The following is a 19,698-nucleotide window of genomic DNA, read 5'->3' as shown; positions in this document are numbered from 1 at the left end:
TAACTCGAATTCAGTGTCCTCGATCAGCCAACGGCGTGATTTTCGTTGAGTCTATGGATGCCAGCGGTGCCGGTCATGCCGTCCCAGTTATCGCCGCGTCCTTCGCGCCAGCCGTTGATCCAGGCTTGGCGTACGGAAGGTAGAGTAAATGGGCAAAGTTCGCGGGATTTGCCGGTGACCCCATACTGGTAGCCACGTGAAAATGCTCTTTCCAACGGATCACGCTTAAGTCTTCTCATAGGGTGTTGCCCTCACTTGTTGACTGTAATGTCCCGTCGGCCTCTACGAGGCCGGGCAGAATCGTTCTGCCGGTGTGCGCCCGCTGCCGGCGTGGCGGGCTGAAGGTGTCGCCCCGTTGCGAGGCGACCTGAGATCAGTTCTAACGAATGCGAGTCACAGTGTGAATGATCGTTTTGTCATAAGGACGTAACCTTTCCGAGGGTGAAAGGATAAGTAAATAAATGCGACTCAACCTTGTTTGCCGTTGGGCCCGCTATGATCAGGGTTTAGTCAGCATTGACGTCAATTGGCCAGCGTGTCTGGTCGATGGCTTGTAATAATTGGTAATGCGACGAAGGGTCACATCAGGGCCCGCAGTGCGCGAATTTTCATACTGCTCGACGATCAAAGCCTTTTTCGCCACCCGGCGAGGGCAGGTTACGTCGGGCGGCCAGGCCTGGCGAGACCGCTCGCGGGCCACCTGGGCGCCTGCTGAAAGGGCGTGCGGGAAAACCTCGGCAGGCCGATGCGTCGGCTGCCATCTACTTAGCCAAAGGCTCTGGATTACCCATGTCGGACCGTATCGAACTTTATCTCACCTGCCCCAAGGGCCTCGAAGGCCTGCTCGTCGAAGAGGCCCGGGAGCTGGGCCTGACCGAGGTGCGTGAGCACACCTCGGCCATCCGCGGCGAGGCCGACATGGAAACCGCCTACCGCCTGTGCCTCTGGTCGCGCCTGGCCAACCGCGTGCTGCTGGTGCTCAAGCGCTTCCCGATGAAGAACGCCGATGACCTCTATGACGGGGTCAACGCGGTGGATTGGGCCGACCACCTGGCTGCCGATGGCACCTTGGCGGTGGAATTCAGCGGCCATGGCTCGGGCATCGACAACACCCACTTCGGCGCGCTGAAGGTCAAGGATGCGATCGTCGACAAGCTGCGCAACCGTGAAGGCCTGCGCCCGTCGGTGGAAAAAATCGACCCGGATGTGCGCGTGCACCTGCGCCTGGACCGTGGCGAGGCGATCCTTTCCCTGGACCTGTCCGGCCACAGCCTGCACCAGCGCGGCTACCGCCTGCAGCAAGGCGCGGCGCCGCTCAAGGAAAACCTGGCGGCGGCGGTGTTGATCCGCGCCGGCTGGCCGCGCATTGCCGCCCAGGGCGGCGCTCTGGCCGACCCGATGTGCGGTGTGGGCACCTTCCTGGTCGAGGCGGCCATGATCGCCGCCGACATGGCCCCTAACCTCAAGCGCGAGCGCTGGGGTTTCAGCGCCTGGCTCGGCCATGTGCCGGCGCTGTGGCGCAAGCTGCACGAAGAGGCCCAGGCCCGTGCCCAGGCCGGCCTGGCCAAGCCGCCGCTGTGGATTCGCGGCTACGAAGCCGACCCGCGGCTGATCCAGCCGGGGCGCAACAACGTCGAGCGCGCAGGCCTGGGTGACTGGGTGAAGATCTACCAGGGCGAGGTGGCCAGTTTCGAGCCGCGCCCGGACCAGAACCAGAAAGGCCTGGTAATCAGCAACCCGCCCTATGGCGAGCGGCTGGGTGATGAAGCCAGCCTGCTGTACCTCTACCAGAACCTTGGCGAGCGCCTGCGCCAGGCCTGCATGGGCTGGGAAGCGGCGGTGTTCACCGGCGCGCCCGAGCTGGGCAAGCGCATGGGTATCCGTAGCCACAAGCAATACGCGTTCTGGAACGGCGCCTTGCCTTGCAAACTGCTGCTGTTCAAGTTGCAGCCCGACCAGTTCGTCACCGGCGAGCGGCGCCAGGCCCAGGTTGAAGAGGGCCAGGAGCGTCGCCCGGCGCCGCAGGCCAGCGAGCCAGCGCGCCTGTCCGAAGGCGCGCAGATGTTCGCCAACCGCCTGCAGAAGAACTTCAAGCAGCTGGGCAAATGGGCCCGCCGTGAAAAAGTCGACTGCTACCGGGTCTACGATGCCGACATGCCTGAGTACGCCGTGGCCGTCGACCTGTACCACGACTGGGTGCATGTGCAGGAATACGCCGCCCCGCGTTCCATCGACCCGGACAAGGCCCAGGCGCGCCTGCTCGATGCCCTGGCGGCCATTCCCCAGGCGCTGGGTGTCGATCAGCAGCGCGTGGTGCTCAAGCGCCGCGAGCGCCAGAGCGGCACGCGCCAGTACGAGCGCCAGGCCACCGAAGGGCGCTTCCAGGAAGTCAGCGAAGGCGGCGTCAAGCTGCTGGTCAACCTCACCGACTACCTGGACACCGGCCTGTTCCTCGACCACCGCCCGATGCGCATGCGCATCCAGCGCGAGGCCGAAGGCAAGCGCTTCCTCAACCTGTTCTGCTACACCGCCACGGCCACCGTGCACGCGGCCAAGGGCGGCGCGCGCAGCACCACCAGCGTCGACCTGTCGAAAACCTACCTGGACTGGGCGCGGCGCAACCTGTCGCTGAACGGCTTCTCCGAGCGCAACCGCCTGGAGCAGGGCGATGTCATGGCCTGGCTGCAGAGCGCCACGGACAGCTACGACCTGATCTTCATCGACCCGCCGACCTTCTCCAACTCCAAGCGCATGGAAGGTGTGTTCGACGTGCAGCGTGACCATGTCGAGCTGCTGGACCTGGCCATGGCTCGCCTGGCACCGGGCGGCGTGCTGTATTTCTCCAACAACTTCCGCAAGTTCCAGCTCGACGAGCACCTGGCCACGCGTTATGCGGTGGAGGAAATCAGCGCCCAGACCCTGGACCCGGACTTCGCCCGCAACAACCGCATCCACCGCGCCTGGCAACTGCGTCTGCGCTAAGACGATGAGGTACATTGCGCGACTGCTGGCCAGTGGCTATAAAGCACTTAAGGGTTAATACATTCGCAGGACGCTGATGTTTTAGAGAGTCCTTTATGGCGAATGCGGGTGTACCTGCGAAGTGGTTTGGCCTGCTCGGTGACGAGCTGTCGGCCTGGGGCGTGGCCCTGGCGGCGCTGGTCGCCGGCGGCCTGCTCACGGCTGCATTGGCCATTGCCACCCAGAGCTTCTACAAGCAGCAGTTGCGCCAACGCTTCGAACTGCTGGCCGGCGAGCGCTACAGCCGCATCGCCGAGCGTTTCCAGGAACAGGAGCAGCGCCTTGATGGCCTGCGCCGGTTCTTCGACTTCTCCAACGAAATCACCCCCCGCGAGTTCGACGGCTATGCCCGCCCGCTGCTGCACCGCACCCAGGCCTATTCCTGGGCGCCGCGGGTGGAAGCAGGGCAGCGTGAAGCCTTCGAGCAGCGCGCCAGCGAATTGCTCGCGCAGCGCTACCAGATCCGTGACCAGGGCGCGCAAGGCGGCTGGCAGGCGGCACCCGCGCGCGACCACTACTACCCGGTGCTGTACAACCAGGCTTCCAGCCAGCAGGGGCAGCCCTATGGCCTGGACCTGCTCGGCCAGCCGAAACGCGCGGCGACCCTGGCCAGGGCCATGGCCCCCGGCAGCATGGCGGTGTCCGAGCCGCTGGACATGCTCAGCGTCGATCCGGCCTACAGCCGTGGCCTGCTGATGGTGGCGCCGGTGTTCGCCGAATCGGCGCCGGCCGGTAGCCCGCCCAGCGGCTATGTCATGGCGCTGCTCAGCCTGCGGCAGTTGATCGTCGAGAGCTTGCCGACGGTGGCGGACGACAACCTGGTGGTGCGGATCCTCGATCTGTCCACCGAGGCTGGCCACGAGGTGCTGTTCGACTCTGGCAACCAGATGGCGCGCATGGCCCTGGCCAGCACCCACCTGCTGCACCTGGCCGATCACCACTACCAGCTCGACATCCGCCCCAGCGTGGATTTCATGGCCGCCAACCGCTCGGCGGCGGTGCAGGTGGTAGGTCTGCTTGGCGGTTTGCTCAGCCTGCTGCTGGCGACCTTGCTCTACAGCCTGTTCAGCCAGCGCCAGCGTGCTCTTGATCTGGTGGCCCGGCGTACCACTGAGCTGCGCATCAGCGAGCAGTCGTTGCGTGAAACCCACAACCAGCTACGCAGTGTGCTCGACGCCGCGACTCAGGTGGCGATCATCGCCACCAGCCTCAAGGGCGTGATCGGTACTTTCAATGCCGGTGCCGAACGCCTGCTTGGCTATTCGGCGGAGGAAGCGCTGGGCGTGCTCACCCTCGAGGACCTGGTGCAGCCCGAAGAGCTGCATCGTCGTGCCCATGCCCTGAGCCTGCGTTATGGGCGCGAGGTTGGCGCGGGCCAGGCGATGTTCGCCGAGACCGTGCAGGAGGGCGGCGCGGAGCCCGGCGAATGGACCCTGGTGCGCAAGGATGGCAGCCACCTGCTGGCCAATATGCTGGTGACCGCGGTGCTCGATGAGCAGGGGTTGTGGGTGGGCTACCTGGCGATCTGCATCGACGTCACCGAGCGGCGTCGAGTGCACGAGGCGCTGGCAGCGCGCGATCGATTGCTGGAGAAGCTCAGTGCCGAGGTGCCCGGCGGCATCTACCAGTACCGCCTGGATGCCGACGGGCGCTCGTGTTTCCCTTATGCAAGCCAAGGCCTGCACGACATCTACGAAGTCGACCTGGCGCTGCTGCAGCAGGACGCCACGGTGGTGTTCGAGCGCATCCATCCTGATGATCTGGAGCGGGTGCGGCGTTCGGTGCGGTATTCCGCCGAGCACCTTACACCCTGGCGCGAGGAGTACCGGGTGTGCTTGCCCCGGGCCGGCCTGCGCTGGGTGCGCGGCGAGGCAACGCCGGAAATCGGTGACCACGGTTGCACCCTCTGGCATGGCTACCTGACCGATATCTCCGACCTTAAGCGGGTGGAGGAGGAGCTGCGCGCCTTGTCGATCACCGATTCCCTTACCGGTATCCACAACCGCCGCTATTTCCAGGAGCGCCTGCGCAATGAGCTCGACCGTGCCCAGCGGGACGGGCTGGATCTGGCGGTGATCATGCTCGATATCGATCATTTCAAACGGATCAACGACCAGTTCGGCCACGCGGTGGGCGACCTGGTGCTGCGCAGCCTGTGCCAGCGGATCAGCCAGCGTTTGCGGCGCACCGATGTGTTCTGCCGGTTGGGCGGCGAGGAGTTCATGGTGCTGTGCCCGGGCAGCAATGCCGAGCAGGCGCGCCTGCTGGCGCTGGAGCTGTGGCAGGGCGTGCGCAATGTGCCGATCGAAGGTGTCGGGCGAGTGACGGCGAGCTTTGGCGTGGCAGGCTGGCGCGACGGGGAGGGGGCCGATGCACTGTTGCTGCGGGCGGATGCGGGGGTGTATGCGGCCAAGCAGGGTGGCCGGGATCGGGTCGAGGCGGAGCTTGCATGACACCCCGGCCCGGCACCAGCGCCAGGCCAGGATGTCAGCGCTTTACAGGAACACGAACTTGGCGATGAAGATCACGCTGAGCACCCACAGGCTCGGCGAAACTTCCTTCAACTTGCCAGTACCTGCCTTCAGTGCCACATAGCTGATGAAGCCCAGGGCGATGCCGTCAGCGACCGAGAAGGTCAGCGGCATCATGATCACCGTGACGATTGCCGGGATGCTGTCGGTGGCTTCGTCCCATTCGATGTGCGCCATGCTGCCCATCATCAGCATCGCCACATAGATCAGCGCACCGGCGGTGGCATAGGCCGGGATCATGCCCGCCAGCGGCGCGAAGAACATCGCAGCGACGAACAGCAGGCCAACCACCACGGCTGTCAGGCCGGTGCGGCCACCGGCGGCGACGCCTGCGGCGCTTTCGACGTAACTGGTGACCGGTGGCACGCCCACCGCGGCACCGAACACGCTGGAGGCGCTGTCGGCCTTCAGCGCCCGCGACAGGTTCTCGATGCGCCCGTCGGCCGCCACCAGGCCGGCGCGCTGGGCGACGCCCATCAGGGTGCCGGCGGTGTCGAACATGTGCACGAACAGGAAGGCGAAGACCACGCTGATCATGCTGACGTTGAACACGCCCGCCACATCCATCGCCATCCAGGTCGGCGCCAGGCTCGGTGGCATCGACATCACCCCGCCGAACTTGACCAGCCCCAGGCCCCAGCCGGCCAGGGTGACGCTGATGATGCTGATGAGGATCGCACCGAACACCCGTTTGTAGCTGAGGATTGCGATCATCAGGAAGCACACGGCCGCCAGCAGCGGGCCGGGCTCATGCAGCGAGCCGAGCTTGATCAGGGTGGCCGGGCTGTCGACGACGATGCCTGCGGTTTTCAGGCCGATCAGCCCGAGGAACAATCCGACGCCGGCCCCCATGGCATGGCGCAGGCTCACCGGGATGCTGTTGAGCAGCCACTCGCGCACCCGTGACAGGGTGAGGAACATGAACAGCACGCCCGAGATGAACACCGCACCCAGCGCGGCCTGCCAGGTGTAGCCCATGGTGCCGACCACGGTGTAGGTGAAGAAGGCGTTGAGGCCCATGCCGGGCGCAAGGCCCACCGGCCAGTTGGCGTACAGGCCCATCAGCAGGCAGCCCAGCGCCGCGGCGATGCAGGTGGCGACGAAGGCCGCCCCGTGATCGATGCCGGCGTCGGCCATGATGTTGGGGTTGACGAAGATGATGTAGGCCATGGTGATGAAGGTGGTCACCCCGGCTATCAGTTCGGTGCGGACGGTTGTGCCATGTCGCTTGAGTTTGAAAATCCGCTCCAGCCAACCCGTTTCGGGCGGCGCAGCGATATCCAGCGTAGGGGCTTCGGATTTGCGGCTTTCCACAGCGAGTACTCCTCAAGTCTTTCTTGTTGTTCGAAGCCTGGTCCTGAGCAATGCACTTGGGGGCTCCGCGAGGGGGTGTGGCAGACGTCCGACCATTTTGTTGACTTGCGGGTCAGGAAGTTGCTCGCAGGATTATGCTTTTGTGTACAAAGAATGCAAATAATGTTTTATCTTTTGTGCGCACAAACTGCCGTACAACGGCTATATAGGTTAAAGGCCCCCTGCAGAATCGGGTCAGCCTGTGTACAATGGCGCCATACCTTGGTCCACCACCTACTTCCAGGACTTGCCCTCCACCCGCTGACAGGTAGTACAGTCACGGTCCGACTGGCAGATCCCTTGTGCTCGAGAGCCCATGAACGAACAGCTGCAACCTCTGAAAAAACCTGTGCGCACTGGCAAGGCCGGCCGCAGCGGTACCCAGGACGACATCGTCTACGCGCACATCTTCGAGGCGATCCTCGAGCAGCGCCTGGCGCCGGGCACCAAGTTGAGCGAGGAGGCACTGGGCGAGATCTTCGGCGTCAGCCGTACCATCATCCGCCGTGCGCTGTCGCGCCTGGCCCATGAAAGCGTGGTGCTGCTGCGGCCCAACCGCGGCGCGGTAGTGGCAAGCCCCACGGTGGAAGAAGCGCGCCAGGTGTTCTTCTCGCGGCGCATGGTCGAACGTGCAATCACCGAGCTGGCCGTGCAGCACGCCACCCTCGAGCAGCTCAACGAATTGCGTCAGATGGTGCGCGAAGAGCGTGACAGCTTCTCCCGTGGCGACCGTGGCGCCGGCATCCGCCTTTCCGGCGAATTCCACCTCAAGCTGGCCGAAGCCGCAGGCAATGCCCCGCTGGTGAGCTTCCAGCGCAGCCTGGTGTCGCAGACCTCGCTGATCATCGCCCAGTATGAAAGCGGCAACCGCTCGCACTGCTCCTACGACGAGCACATGCAACTGATCGACGCCATCGAGGCCCGTGATGCCCAGCAGGCGGTAAGCCTGATGATGCATCACATGGACCATATCGACAGCAAGCTCAACCTCGACGAGGAGAGCGCGTCGGACGACCTGCATGCAGTGTTCTCGCATCTGCTGAAAAAGCCCAAGGCCACCGCCAAGGGTTGATCGTTTGCCTGCATAGTCCAAGGCCCTTTCGCGGGTAAACCCGCTCCCACAGGAATGTCGTTGCCTTCGAGCAAGTCAGCGTACCTGGGGAGCGGGTTTGCCCGCGAATGGGCCTTTTTTCGTGACTGGCCTTCTGCCGGATCCCTGATAGATTTACTAGTTGCAAACCCCTTTTCAATGTGGTTGGGCTTGCGCAAAACGTTGCGTCCAATGGCTTGAGGAGAGGTTCATGACTACGTCCCTCGGTGTACGCATGGGTGCCGAACTGGTCGGCACTTTCTGGCTGGTGCTGGGTGGTTGCGGCAGCGCGGTACTGGCCGCCAGCTCACCTGTCGGCATCGGTGTTCTCGGTGTCGCCTTCGCGTTTGGCCTGACTGTCCTGACCATGGCGTTCGCCATTGGCCATATCTCTGGTTGTCACCTCAACCCGGCGGTGTCGTTCGGGTTGGTGGTGGGCGGGCGGTTCCCGGCAAAAGAGCTGCTGCCCTATGTGATCGCCCAGGTGATCGGCGCCATCCTGGCCGCAGCGGTGATCTATTTCATCGCCAGTGGCAAGGCCGGCTTCGAACTGGCCAGCGGCCTGGCCTCGAACGGCTATGGCGAGCATTCACCGGGCGGCTACACCCTGGCGGCAGGCTTCACCAGTGAGGTGGTGATGACCGCGATGTTCCTGGTGATCATCATGGGCGCCACCGATGCCCGGGCACCGGCCGGCTTTGCACCTATTGCCATTGGCCTGGCGCTGACCCTGATCCACCTGATCTCGATTCCCGTCACCAATACCTCGGTCAACCCGGCGCGCAGCACCGGGCCGGCCTTGTTCGTCGGCGGCTGGGCGCTGCAGCAGCTGTGGCTGTTCTGGTTGGCGCCGCTGATCGGGGCGGCGATCGGCGGCGCGCTGTACCGGGGGCTGGCAAAACAACCTTAGCGCCAGGCAAGGATTCATCGCGGGGCAAGCCCGCTCCCACGCAGTGGAACTGTGGGAGCGGCGGTGCGCCGATGCGACTTGCTCTGCGATGGCAGGCCGCTTGCCTCAGCGCTGGTGCACGCAACGCCCGGCGGCGTAGGTTTCACGCACGGTGCGGTCATCGCCCAGGGTGGTCAGCACGAACAGGGTTTCCTCGATGCTGTTGGACTGCTGGATGCGGTAGTCCAGCAGCGGCGTGGCCTTGTAGTCGAGCACCACGAAGTCGGCATCGTTGCCCGGGCGCAGGCTGCCGATCCGGTCGTCCAGGCGCAGTGCCCGGGCGCCGCCGAGGGTGGCCAGGTACAGCGACTTGAACGGGTGCAGGCGCGCGCCCTGTAGCTGCATCACCTTGTACGCCTCGTTTAGGGTGTTGAGCAGCGAGAAGCTGGTGCCGGCGCCGACGTCGGTGCCCAGGCCCACATTGACCTTGAAACGCTCGGCCTGTGGCAGGTTGAACAAGCCGCTGCCCAGGAACAGGTTGGAGGTCGGGCAGAAGGCGATGGCCGAGCCGGTTTCCGCCAGGCGCTTGCATTCGTCGTCGCACAGGTGCACGCCGTGGGCGAACACCGAGCGCTCGCCGAGCAGCTCGAAGTGGTCGTAGACATCCAGGTAGCCATTCTGCTCGGGGAACAGCGCCTTCACCCACTCGATTTCCTTGAGGTTCTCGGACAGGTGGGTGTGCATGTACACGCCCGGGTGCTCCTTGAGCAGTTGGCCGGCCAAGGCCAGTTGTTCGGGGGTGCTGGTGGGGGCGAAGCGCGGCGTGACCGCGTAGTGCAGGCGGCCCTTGCCATGCCAGCGCTCGATCAGCGCCTTGCTCTGGGTGTAGCTGGATTCGGCGGTGTCGGTCAGGTAATCGGGGGCGTTGCGGTCCATCATCACCTTGCCGGCGATCAGGCGCAGGTCCAGGCGCTCGGCTTCCTCGAACAGGGCGTTGACCGACTCGGGGTGCACGCTGCCGAACACCAGGGCGGTGGTGGTGCCGTTGCGCAGCAGCTCCTGCAGGAAGATCTTCGCCACCTTGTCGGCATGGGCCTTGTCGGCGAACTGCTTCTCGCAGGGGAAGGTGTAGGTGTTCAGCCAGTCCAGCAGCTGTTCGCCGTAGGAGCCGATCATGCCGGTCTGCGGGAAGTGGATATGGGTGTCGATGAAGCCCGGGGTGATCAGGGCATCCTGGTAGTGCACCACCTCGATGTCGGCCTCAAGCGTCGGCAGCAGCTCGCTGGCGTGGCCGAGGGCCTTGATGCGGCCGTTGTCGATTACCAGCAGGCCATCCTCGTAGTATTCCTGGGAGGCTTCCAGGCCGACCTCGGCGGGGTCGGCGATGCTGTGCAGGATGGCGGCTCGGTAGGCTTTGCGGGTTGCGGTCATGAATACGCTCGTCAAAGGGTCTGGCTGCGCCGGGAAGGCGGCAGCAACTGGGTGATTTGGCCTGCGTTGGCGGCACTGTCGTGCTGGCCGAAACAGGCGTTGTAGGTGGCAATGATTTCGGCGGCGATGGACACGGCGATCTCGATCGGCAGCTTGCCCTTCACTTCGGCCAGGCCCATCGGGCAGCGCATCCGCGCCATCAGTGCGTCTTCGTAGCCGCGTTCGCGCAGGCGGTGCTCGAACTTGGCCCGTTTGGTCTTCGAGCCGATCAGGCCGAACCAGGTGAAATCATTGCGTTTGAGAATGGCGGCGGTCAGTTCCAGATCCAACTGGTGGTTGTGGGTCATGACGATGCAGTAGCTGCCTGGCGGCAGGTCCGCGACTTCGTCGACCGGCTCCTCGCTGACGATCTTGCTCACCCCGTTGGGGATGTGCTCGGGGAATTCCTGTTCGCGCGAATCGATCCAGCGCACCCGGCAGGGCAGCGCGGCGAGCAAGGGTACCAGAGCCCGGCCGACATGGCCTGCGCCGAACACGGCGATTTGTGCCTGCACGCCGCTCATCGGTTCGAACAACAGCACCGTGGCGCCGCCGCAGCACTGGCCGAGGCTGGCACCCAGGCTGAAACGCTCCAGGTGTGGCGTGTAGCGGTGCTCCTCGAGCATCTGTCGGGCGATGTGCAGCGCCTTGAATTCCAGGTGGCCACCGCCAATGGTGTCGTACAGCGCGCTGGCGCTGACCACCATCTTCGAGCCTGCGTTGCGTGGGGTGGAGCCGCGTTCTTCGATGATGGTCACCAGCACGCAGGGTTCGCCGCGGGCTTGGTGATCGGCGAGGGCGTTGATCCATTGGTGCATGATCCGAATCCTCGGTAGTTCCTGTGGGAGCGGGTTCATCGAGCTGTCGAACCGCCGCGAACACCGGCGAAGCCGGTGCCATGCACCGCAGTGCCTGCTTCGCGGGTGAACCCGCTCCCACATGGGGCCTTGTTGTCAGTGAGTGACGGTTTCCAATGCGGGCTCCACAGGCTGCTGCGCAGCCACGGCCTTGCGCATCTGCTCGCAGCCCCACAGCACCCGCTCCGGCGTCGACGGCGCGTCGATGTTCGGCTGCACGCGGTAGTCGGCGATGCTCGCCACCGCGTCCTTGATCGCGCACCAGGCGGCGATGCCGAGCATGAAGGGTGGCTCGCCCACGGCCTTGGAATGGAACACCGTGTCCTCGGGGTTCTTGCGGTTTTCCACCAGCTTCACGCGCAGGTCGATCGGCATATCGGCAACCGCCGGGATCTTGTAGCTGGCCGGGCCATTGGTCATCAGCTTGCCCTTGGCGTTCCACACCAGTTCTTCGGTGGTCAGCCAGCCCATGCCCTGGACGAAGCCGCCCTCGACCTGGCCGATATCGATGGCCGGGTTCAGCGAGTCGCCCACGTCATGCAGGATGTCGGCGCGCAGCATCTTGTATTCGCCGGTCAGGGTGTCCACCACCACCTCGACGCAGGCGGCGCCGAAGGCGAAGTAGTAGAACGGCCGGCCGCGTGCCTGGCTGCGGTCGTAGAAAATCTTCGGCGTGCGGTAGAACCCGGTGGTCGACAGCGAAACCTGGGCGAAGTAAGCCTGCTGCACCAGTTGCTCGAAGCTGACGATCTGGTCGCGGGCGCGCACATGGCCGTTGCGGAACTCGATGTCTTCCTCGGTGACGTTGTAATGCCGCGCGGCGAACTCGGTCAGGCGCTTCTTGAGGATCTCGGCGGCGTTCTGCGCGGCCTTGCCGTTCAGGTCGGCGCCGCTGGATGCGGCGGTCGGCGAGGTGTTGGGCACCTTGTCGGTGTTGGTGGCGGTGATCTGGATGCGGTTGAAATCCACCTGGAACACTTCTGCCACCACCTGGGCAACCTTGGTGTTCAGGCCCTGGCCCATCTCGGTGCCGCCGTGGTTCAGGTGGATACTGCCGTCGGTGTAGATGTGGATCAGCGCGCCGGCCTGGTTGAGGAAGGTGGCGGTGAACGAAATGCCGAACTTGACCGGGGTCAGCGCCAGGCCTTTTTTCAGCACCGGGCTGTTGGCGTTGAAACGGCGGATCGACTCGCGGCGCTCATGGTAGTCGCTGCTGGCCTCGAGCTCTGCGGTCATCTCCTCGAGCATGTTGTGCTCAACGGTCTGGTAGTAGTGGGTGACGTTGCGTTCGGTCTTGCCGTAGTAGTTGGCCTTGCGCACCGCCAGCGGGTCGAGCGCCAGATGGCGGGCGATATGGTCCATCACCTGCTCGATGGCGACCATCCCCTGTGGGCCGCCGAAGCCGCGGTAGGCGGTGTTGGAGGCGGTGTTGGTCTTGCAGCGGTGGCCATGCACCGTGGCATCGCCCAGGTAGTAGGCGTTGTCGGAGTGGAACATGGCGCGGTCGACGATCGAACCGGACAGGTCCGGCGAGTAGCCGCAGTTGCCGGCCAGGTCGAAGTTGATGCCGTGCAGGCGGCCGCTGTCGTCGAAGCCCACGTCGTATTCGACGTAGAACGGGTGACGCTTGCCGGTCATGGTCATGTCTTCGACCCGTGGCAGGCGCATCTTGGTCGGCTGGCCGGTCAGGCGCGCGATCACCGCGCACAGGCACGCGGGGCTGGCGGCCTGGGTTTCCTTGCCGCCGAAGCCGCCACCCATGCGGCGCATGTCGACGACGATCTTGTGCATCGGCACGTCGAGCACTTCGGCCACCAGCTTCTGCACCTCGGTGGGGTTCTGGGTGGAGCAGAACACGATCATGCCGCCGTCTTCAGCGGGCATCACCGAGCTGATCTGGGTTTCCAGGTAGAAGTGCTCCTGGCCACCGATGTGCAGGGTGCCCTGGATGCGGTGCGGGGCGCTGGCCAGGGCGCTGGCCGAGTCGCCGCGCTGGTGGGTGTGGCTGTCGAGCACGAAGTGCTTCTTGCGCAGGGCCTCGACCACGTCGAGCACCGGCTCCAGGTCTTCGTATTCGATGATCGCGGCCATGGCCGCGCGGCGTGCGGTTTCCAGATCGCGGGCGGCGACGGCGAGCACTGGCTGGCCGAAGAACTCGACCTTGTCGATGGCCAGCAGCGGGTCGCCAGCCACCACCGGGCCGATGTCCTTCAGGCCCGGAATGTCTTCATGGGTGATGGCGATGCGCACGCCTTCGAACTGGTAGCACGGCGTGGTATCGATGCTCAGGATCCGCGCATGGGCACGGTCAGCGGTGCGCGCATAGACGTGCAGCTGGTTGGGGAACTCCAGGCGGTCGTCGATATACACCGCTTCGCCCGCCACATGCTTGTCGGCGCTGTCGTGCTTGAGGCTGCGGCCGACCCCGGTGGTCAGGTCCTGGCTGAACAGTGCGGCCATCTCGGCCTGGCTCTTGACGGCGTGATGGTTAGACATAGTCGGTCACCCGGGTTTCGATGTGCGGCGATTGCAGTTCGATGAAGTACTTGCGCAGCAGGTTCTGCGCGGTCAGCAGGCGATACTCGCGGCTGGCGCGGAAGTCGCTGAGCGGGGTGAAGTCTTCGGCCAGGGCCTGGCAGGCGCGCTCGACGGTGGCCTGGTTCCAGGGCTTGCCGCGCAGGGCGGCTTCGCAGGCGCGGGCGCGCTTGGGGATCGCGGCCATGCCGCCGAAAGCCACGCGTACGCCACTGACCACACCGTTCTCGATGCTCAGGTTGAACGCCGCGCACACCGCGGAAATGTCGTCATCCAGGCGCTTGGACACCTTGTAGGCGCGGAACGCCCAGTCGCTGGTGGCACGGGGGACGATGATCTTCTCGATGAACTCGCTGTCCTGACGGGCAGTGATGCGGTAGTCGATGAAGTAGTCTTCCAGGGCCAGGGTACGCTGGCGCTCGCCCTGGCGCAGGACGATCTGCGCATCGAGGGCGATCAGCAGGGGCGGCGAGTCGCCGATCGGCGAGGCGTTGCCGATGTTGCCGCCCAGGGTGCCCTGGTTGCGGATCTGCAGCGAAGCGAAGCGGTGCAGCAGCTCGCCGAAGTCGGAGTACTCCTCGTTCAGGGCGCCATAGCAGTCGGTCAGCGGGGTGGCGGCGCCGATTTCCAGGTGGGTGGCGGTCTTTTCGATGCGCTTGAGTTCGGCGACATGGCCGACGTAGATCATCACCGGCAGGGTGCGGTGGAACTGGGTGACTTCCAGGGCCAGGTCGGTACCACCGGCCAGCAGGCGCGCCTCGGGGTGCGAGCTGTAGAGGTCGGCCAGGTCGGCCACGGTCAGGGGGACCAGGCAGCGCTTGTCGCCGCTGTTGAGTTCACCGGTCTGTTGCGGGGCGATGGCCTTGAGGCGGGCGATGGTCTGCGCCTGCTGCGCGTCGAACTGGTCGCGGCAGGGGCGGGCGCAGCTCTGCTCGGCAGCGTCGAGGATCGGCCGGTAACCGGTGCAGCGGCAGAGGTTGCCGGCCAGGGCTTCCTGGGCCTGGTGCAGGTCGTGGCCTTCGCTGTTTTTCTGCAGGGCGAACAGCGACATGACGAAACCGGGGGTGCAGAAACCGCACTGCGAGCCATGGCAATCGGCCATGGCTTTCTGCACGCTGTGCAGTTCGCCCTGGTGTTTGAGGCCTTCTACGCTGATCAGCTGTTTACCGTGAAGGGAAGAGACAAACGTCAGGCACGAGTTGAGGCTGCGGTAGCGGATGCTGTCACTACCCAGTTCGTCGGCGACGAGTTCGCCGACGACCACGGTGCAGGCGCCGCAGTCGCCGCTGGCGCAGCCTTCCTTGGTGCCGGGTTTGCCCAGGTGCTCACGCAGGTACTGCAGCACCGTCATGTTCGGGTCCAGGGCATGCTCGTTGCGCAGCTCCTGGTTGACGAGAAACTGGATCACGGGGAGGGCCTCGCAATGGTTTTATTGTTGTTCGGGCGGACTCTAAGCAAGGGCTGACCTCTTGGTCAATAATTTTCTGACTCAAAGGTCAAGAAATTGCCTGCGCCACTACCGAACCGCCTCAAGGAACCTTTCCCAAGCATAGTTCGCGCCGGGCAACAGGGTTGACCGGGCAGTCGCACAAAGCACGCGATCCCCCCTGCGCGAGCGCCGGGCAAGTGCGCTACAATCGCGCGCTTGTGCACAGCGATCTGATTTCGAAGGAAAACCATGACGTTCAAGGCGCCGGACAGCCTCTCCGAGCAAATTGCCCACTACCTGGCCGAGCGGATCATCCGCGGCGAACTCGCGCCCGGCGAGCGCATCCAGGAGCAGAAGGTCACCCAGGCCCTCAACGTCAGCCGTGGTTCGGTGCGCGAGGCGCTGCTGATTCTCGAGCGTCGCCACCTGGTGGCGATCCTGCCGCGGCGCGGCGCCCATGTGACAGAGCTCGACGAAAACAGCGTGCGCAGCCTGTGCGCGCTGATGGGCGAGTTCTACATCCTGCTGGGCAATGCCGTTGCCCTGCATTGGCGCACCGAGGCCGACCTGCGCCCGTTCCTGGAAATCCAGCAGCGCCTGACCCAGGCTCACGCCAAGCAGGACATCAAAGCCTTCGTCGCCGACAGTTTCGCGGTAATGCGCGCCGCTTATTCGTTCGCCAACAACCCCTATCTGCAGGAAACCGTCGAGAACCTGCAGCCGGCCATGAGCCGCGCCTACTACCTGGCGCTCGACCAGCGCCAGGCCAACATGGTCGATTACCTCAACCTGTTCGCCCGCCTGCTCGAAGCCGTGGTCGCCCGTGACCAGCCACGCATCCGCGAGGTGCTCACCGCCTATTGCCAGCGCAGCTGCGAGCTGGTGCTGGCGGCCTTGGCGCGGATCTGACCGATGCGCCTGAAGTGCATTCGCCTGGCCGGTTTCAAGTCGTTCGTCGACCCGACCACGGTCAACTTCCCCAGCAACATGGCGGCCGTGGTCGGCCCCAACGGCTGCGGCAAGTCCAACATCATCGACGCGGTGCGCTGGGTGATGGGCGAGAGCTCGGCGAAGAACCTGCGCGGCGAGTCGATGACCGACGTCATCTTCAACGGCTCCACCAGCCGCAAGCCGGTCAGCCAGGCCAGCATCGAGCTGGTGTTCGACAACAGCGATAACACCCTGGTGGGTGAGTACGCCGCGTACGCCGAGATTTCGATCCGGCGCAAGGTCACCCGCGACGCGCAGAACACTTATTACCTGAACGGTACCAAGTGCCGCCGCCGCGATATCACCGACATTTTCCTCGGTACAGGCCTGGGCCCGCGCAGTTACTCGATTATCGAGCAGGGCATGATCTCCAAGCTGATCGAAGCCAAGCCTGAAGAACTGCGCAACTTCATCGAAGAAGCGGCCGGCATCTCCAAGTACAAGGAGCGCCGCCGCGAAACCGAGAACCGTATCCGTCGCACCCAGGAAAACCTGGCCCGCCTGACCGACCTGCGCGAAGAGCTGGAGCGCCAGCTCGAACGCCTGCACCGCCAGGCCCAGGCCGCCGAAAAATACCGTGAATACAAGGCCCAGGAGCGCCAGCTCAAGGCGCGCCTGGCGGCCCTGCGCTGGCGCGACCTGGATGATCGCGTGCGCCAGCGCGAAAGCGTCATCGGTGACCAGGAAATCGCCTTCGAGGCCCTGGTGGCCGAGCAGCGCAATGCCGATGCCAGCATCGAGCGCCTGCGCGATGGCCATCACGAATTGTCCGAACGCTTCAACCAGGTGCAGGGCCGCTTCTATTCGGTGGCCGGCGATATCGCCCGGGTCGAGCAGAGTATCCAGCACGGCCAGCAGCGCCTGCGCCAGTTGCAGGACGACCTGAAAGAGGCCGAGCGCACCCGCCTGGAAACCGAATCGCACCTGGGCCATGACCGCACGTTGCTGGCCACCCTCGGTGAAGAGTTGCAGATGCTCGAGCCCGAACAGGAGCTTACCCTGGCCGCCGCCGAAGAAGCCGCTGCGGCGCTGGAGGAGGCCGAGCTGGGCATGCACGGCTGGCAGGAACAGTGGGACAGCTTCAATGCCCGCTCCGCCGAGCCGCGTCGCCAGGCAGAAGTGCAGCAGGCGCGCCTGGCCCAGCTTGAAACCAGCCTGGAGCGCCTGGGCGAGCGTCAGCGCAAGCTGGGCGAGGAAGACGAGCAACTGGTCGCCGACCCGCAAGATGCTGAAATGCTCGACCTGGCTGAGCAGGTGCTCGGCAGCGAACTGTTGCTTGAAGAGCTGCAACTGCAGGAGCAGCAGGTGGTCGAGCGGCTCGAGGCGCTGCGTGAGCAGTTGCAGCAGTCCAGCCAGGCGCAGCAGCAACAGCAAGGCGACCTGCAGCGTCTCGGTGGCCGCCTGGCGTCCCTGGAAGCCTTGCAGCAAGCTGCGCTGGAGCCGGGCGCTGGCGCCGCCGACTGGTTGCGTGGGCAGGGCTTGCAGCAGCAGCCGCGCCTGGCCGAAGGCCTGAGGGTCGAGCCCGGCTGGGAACTGGCGGTCGAGACAGTGCTGGGTGCCGATCTGCAGGCCGTGCTGTTGGAAGGCTTCGACAACCTCGAATTTGCCGCGCTGGAGCAGGGCGAGCTGCGCTTGCTGCTGAGCGCGGGCAAGGGAACAAGTATTCCCGGCAGCCTGCTCGACAAGGTCGAAGGGCGCACCGATCTGTCGCCCTGGCTTGGCCTGGTCAAGCCGGTGGAAAGCCTGGAGCAGGCGCTGGCCCTGCGCCCGACCTTGGCCGAAGGCCACAGCCTGGTCAGTCGCGACGGCTACTGGGTTGGGCAGCACTTCCTGCGCATCAGCCGTGGCGGTGAGTCTCAGGGTGGTGTGCTGGCCCGAGGCCAGGAAATCGAGCGCCTGGGCCAGGAGCAACTGGAGCAGCAAGCGCAGCTGGAACAGTTGGATGAGCAGTTGCAGCGCCTGCGTGAGCAGCAGCTCGACCTGGAAGAGCAGCGCGAACAGCTGCGCCGCCGCAGCCAGGATGAGAGCCGCCAGCATGGCGAGCTCAAAGCGCGCCTGTCCGCCGGCCGCGCCCGCGCCGAGCAGCTCGAACTGCGCCGTAAGCGTCTGCACGAAGAACTGGCTGAGCTGCAGGAACAGCGCGCCCTGGAACACGAGCAGTTGGGCGAGTCGCGCCTGCTGCTGCAGGACGCCCTCGACCTGATGGCCCAGGACACCGAGCAGCGCGAGCAACTGATGGCCCGGCGCGACAGCCTGCGCGAAGGCCTCGACCGTATCCGCCAGGAAGCCCGCCAGCACAAGGACCATGCTCATCAACTGGCCGTGCGCCTGGGCTCGCTGCGCGCCCAGCACGACTCCACCCGCCAGGCCCTCGAACGCCTGGAGCAACAGGCCGCGCGCCTGGGCGAACGTCAGGAACAGCTGAGCCTGAACCTGGAGGAGGGTGAGGCGCCCCAGGAAGAGCTGCGCCTCAAGCTCGAAGAGCTGCTTGAGCGGCGCATGAGCGTCGACGAAGAGATGCGCCAGGCCCGCCTGCACATGGACGAAGCCGACCGCGAACTGCGCGATGCCGAGCGCCGCCGCACCCAGGCCGAGCAGCAATCGCAGTTGTTGCGTGGCCAGCTGGAGCAGCAGCGCCTGGAGTCCCAGGGCCTGGATGTACGGCGCAAGACCTTGCAGGAACAATTGCTGGCCGACGGCTACGATCTTCCGGGCGTGCTTGCCACACTCGATGAACACGCCAGCGAGCAGGGCACCGAACAGGAACTGGAGCAGCTCGATGGGCGCATCCAGCGCCTGGGCGCGATCAACCTGGCGGCCATCGAGGAGTACGAGCAGCAGTCCGAGCGCAAGCGTTACCTGGACGCCCAGAATGCCGACCTGGTCGAAGCGCTGGAGACCCTGGAAAACGTCATCCGCAAGATCGACAAGGAAACCCGCAACCGCTTCAAGGATACCTTTGATCAGATAAATGCCGGATTACAGGCACTTTTCCCAAAAGTTTTCGGTGGCGGCAGCGCTTATCTGGAACTGACGGGCGAAGATTTACTCGATACAGGGGTGACGATCATGGCGCGCCCGCCGGGCAAGAAAAACAGCACGATCCATTTGCTGTCCGGCGGCGAGAAGGCGTTGACCGCCCTCGCGCTGGTGTTCGCCATCTTCAAGCTGAACCCGGCGCCGTTCTGCATGCTCGACGAAGTCGATGCACCGCTGGACGACGCCAACGTCGGGCGCTATGCGCGCCTGGTGAAGGAAATGAGCGAGAGCGTGCAGTTCATCTATATCACCCACAACAAGATTGCCATGGAAATGGCCGATCAATTGATGGGGGTGACCATGCACGAGCCGGGCTGTTCACGTCTTGTGGCGGTGGATGTCGAGGAGGCCTTGGCCATGGTCGATGCATGACAAAGGAAGATTGGATGCGATCAAGCAGGTAAAATCCGCAGCAGGTGCGACAGACGGTGTAAAGTTGCCTTTGGTCGTGCTAGCTTTACGTCACTTGTTTTTGCGTGGGTAAAACGCCTGTC

At 64.7% G+C, this 19,698-nt stretch carries 12 protein-coding genes; 6 read left to right on the top strand and 6 right to left on the bottom strand.

Features of this window, described 5'->3' with window-relative positions; translation table 11 throughout:
- Window positions 1-23 precede the first annotated feature (23 nt).
- A complete protein-coding gene (gene rmf / locus EJA05_RS19805; RefSeq protein WP_023533691.1) occupies window positions 24-239 on the bottom strand; it encodes a ribosome modulation factor in 216 nt (71 codons plus the stop codon).
- A 550-nt stretch (window positions 240-789) separates the two neighbouring features.
- Here rmf and rlmKL point away from each other — a divergent pair.
- Window positions 790-2,982 carry a bifunctional 23S rRNA (guanine(2069)-N(7))-methyltransferase RlmK/23S rRNA (guanine(2445)-N(2))-methyltransferase RlmL gene (gene rlmKL, locus EJA05_RS19800; protein ID WP_125464949.1) on the top strand — a complete coding sequence of 731 codons (2,193 nt, stop codon included), beginning with the start codon at window positions 790-792 and terminating at the stop codon, window positions 2,980-2,982.
- A 95-nt stretch (window positions 2,983-3,077) separates the two neighbouring features.
- Window positions 3,078-5,474 carry a sensor domain-containing diguanylate cyclase gene (locus tag EJA05_RS19795; RefSeq protein WP_125859500.1) on the top strand — a complete coding sequence of 799 codons (2,397 nt, stop codon included), beginning with the start codon at window positions 3,078-3,080 and terminating at the stop codon, window positions 5,472-5,474.
- 42 nt (window positions 5,475-5,516) lie between these two features.
- Here EJA05_RS19795 and EJA05_RS19790 read toward each other — a convergent pair whose 3' ends face one another.
- A complete protein-coding gene (locus EJA05_RS19790; RefSeq protein WP_110991819.1) occupies window positions 5,517-6,866 on the bottom strand; it encodes an NCS2 family permease in 1,350 nt (449 codons plus the stop codon).
- Window positions 6,867-7,221: 355 nt separating this feature from the next.
- Here EJA05_RS19790 and EJA05_RS19785 point away from each other — a divergent pair, with 355 nt between their 5' ends.
- Complete coding sequence (locus EJA05_RS19785) at window positions 7,222-7,977, top strand: GntR family transcriptional regulator (protein WP_110991818.1); 756 nt, start codon at window positions 7,222-7,224, stop codon at window positions 7,975-7,977.
- Window positions 7,978-8,206: 229 nt separating this feature from the next.
- Window positions 8,207-8,905, top strand: coding sequence for an aquaporin Z (gene aqpZ / locus EJA05_RS19780; RefSeq protein ID WP_125464947.1), 699 nt, complete (start codon window positions 8,207-8,209; stop codon window positions 8,903-8,905).
- Between the two features lie 105 nt (window positions 8,906-9,010).
- Here aqpZ and guaD read toward each other — a convergent pair whose 3' ends face one another.
- The 4 genes from guaD to xdhA form a co-directional block, all read right to left on the bottom strand.
- Complete coding sequence (gene guaD, locus EJA05_RS19775; RefSeq protein ID WP_125859499.1) at window positions 9,011-10,315, bottom strand: guanine deaminase; 1,305 nt, start codon at window positions 10,313-10,315, stop codon at window positions 9,011-9,013.
- Between the two features lie 11 nt (window positions 10,316-10,326).
- Window positions 10,327-11,172: a xanthine dehydrogenase accessory protein XdhC gene (gene xdhC / locus EJA05_RS19770; RefSeq protein WP_110991815.1), complete on the bottom strand. Its 846-nt coding sequence runs from the start codon at window positions 11,170-11,172 to the stop codon at window positions 10,327-10,329.
- A gap of 135 nt (window positions 11,173-11,307) precedes the next feature.
- On the bottom strand, window positions 11,308-13,707 hold the full coding sequence (gene xdhB, locus EJA05_RS19765) for a xanthine dehydrogenase molybdopterin binding subunit (RefSeq protein ID WP_125859498.1): 2,400 nt from the start codon (window positions 13,705-13,707) through the stop codon (window positions 11,308-11,310).
- Window positions 13,700-15,154: a xanthine dehydrogenase small subunit gene (gene xdhA, locus EJA05_RS19760; RefSeq protein ID WP_125859497.1), complete on the bottom strand. Its 1,455-nt coding sequence runs from the start codon at window positions 15,152-15,154 to the stop codon at window positions 13,700-13,702. The genes xdhB and xdhA overlap by 8 nt, the downstream gene beginning before the upstream one ends.
- Window positions 15,155-15,424: 270 nt before the next feature.
- Here xdhA and EJA05_RS19755 point away from each other — a divergent pair, with 270 nt between their 5' ends.
- Together EJA05_RS19755 and smc are read left to right on the top strand one after the other, a co-directional pair.
- Complete coding sequence (locus EJA05_RS19755; RefSeq protein ID WP_125859496.1) at window positions 15,425-16,084, top strand: GntR family transcriptional regulator; 660 nt, start codon at window positions 15,425-15,427, stop codon at window positions 16,082-16,084.
- A 3-nt stretch (window positions 16,085-16,087) separates the two neighbouring features.
- Window positions 16,088-19,576 carry a chromosome segregation protein SMC gene (gene smc, locus EJA05_RS19750; RefSeq protein WP_125859495.1) on the top strand — a complete coding sequence of 1,163 codons (3,489 nt, stop codon included), beginning with the start codon at window positions 16,088-16,090 and terminating at the stop codon, window positions 19,574-19,576.
- Window positions 19,577-19,698: the final 122 nt, after the last annotated feature.

Origin of the sequence: Pseudomonas oryziphila (genome assembly GCF_003940825.1) — a bacterium.
GTDB lineage: Bacteria > Pseudomonadota > Gammaproteobacteria > Pseudomonadales > Pseudomonadaceae > Aquipseudomonas > Aquipseudomonas sichuanensis.
The sequence above is the reverse complement of the archived record's forward strand: the minus strand, read 5'-3'. Positions and strand labels throughout refer to the sequence as shown.

What these genes read in the sequence shown, in the direction of transcription:
- rmf (WP_023533691.1), bottom strand. Translation starts at nt 239, where the DNA reads ATGAGAAGACTTAAGCGTGATCCGTTGGAAAGAGCATTTTCACGTGGC.
- rlmKL (WP_125464949.1), top strand. Translation starts at nt 790, where the DNA reads ATGTCGGACCGTATCGAACTTTATCTCACCTGCCCCAAGGGCCTCGAA.
- EJA05_RS19795 (WP_125859500.1), top strand. Translation starts at nt 3,078, where the DNA reads ATGGCGAATGCGGGTGTACCTGCGAAGTGGTTTGGCCTGCTCGGTGAC.
- EJA05_RS19785 (WP_110991818.1), top strand. Translation starts at nt 7,222, where the DNA reads ATGAACGAACAGCTGCAACCTCTGAAAAAACCTGTGCGCACTGGCAAG.
- aqpZ (WP_125464947.1), top strand. Translation starts at nt 8,207, where the DNA reads ATGACTACGTCCCTCGGTGTACGCATGGGTGCCGAACTGGTCGGCACT.
- guaD (WP_125859499.1), bottom strand. Translation starts at nt 10,315, where the DNA reads ATGACCGCAACCCGCAAAGCCTACCGAGCCGCCATCCTGCACAGCATC.
- xdhC (WP_110991815.1), bottom strand. Translation starts at nt 11,172, where the DNA reads ATGCACCAATGGATCAACGCCCTCGCCGATCACCAAGCCCGCGGCGAA.
- xdhB (WP_125859498.1), bottom strand. Translation starts at nt 13,707, where the DNA reads ATGTCTAACCATCACGCCGTCAAGAGCCAGGCCGAGATGGCCGCACTG.
- EJA05_RS19755 (WP_125859496.1), top strand. Translation starts at nt 15,425, where the DNA reads ATGACGTTCAAGGCGCCGGACAGCCTCTCCGAGCAAATTGCCCACTAC.
- smc (WP_125859495.1), top strand. Translation starts at nt 16,088, where the DNA reads ATGCGCCTGAAGTGCATTCGCCTGGCCGGTTTCAAGTCGTTCGTCGAC.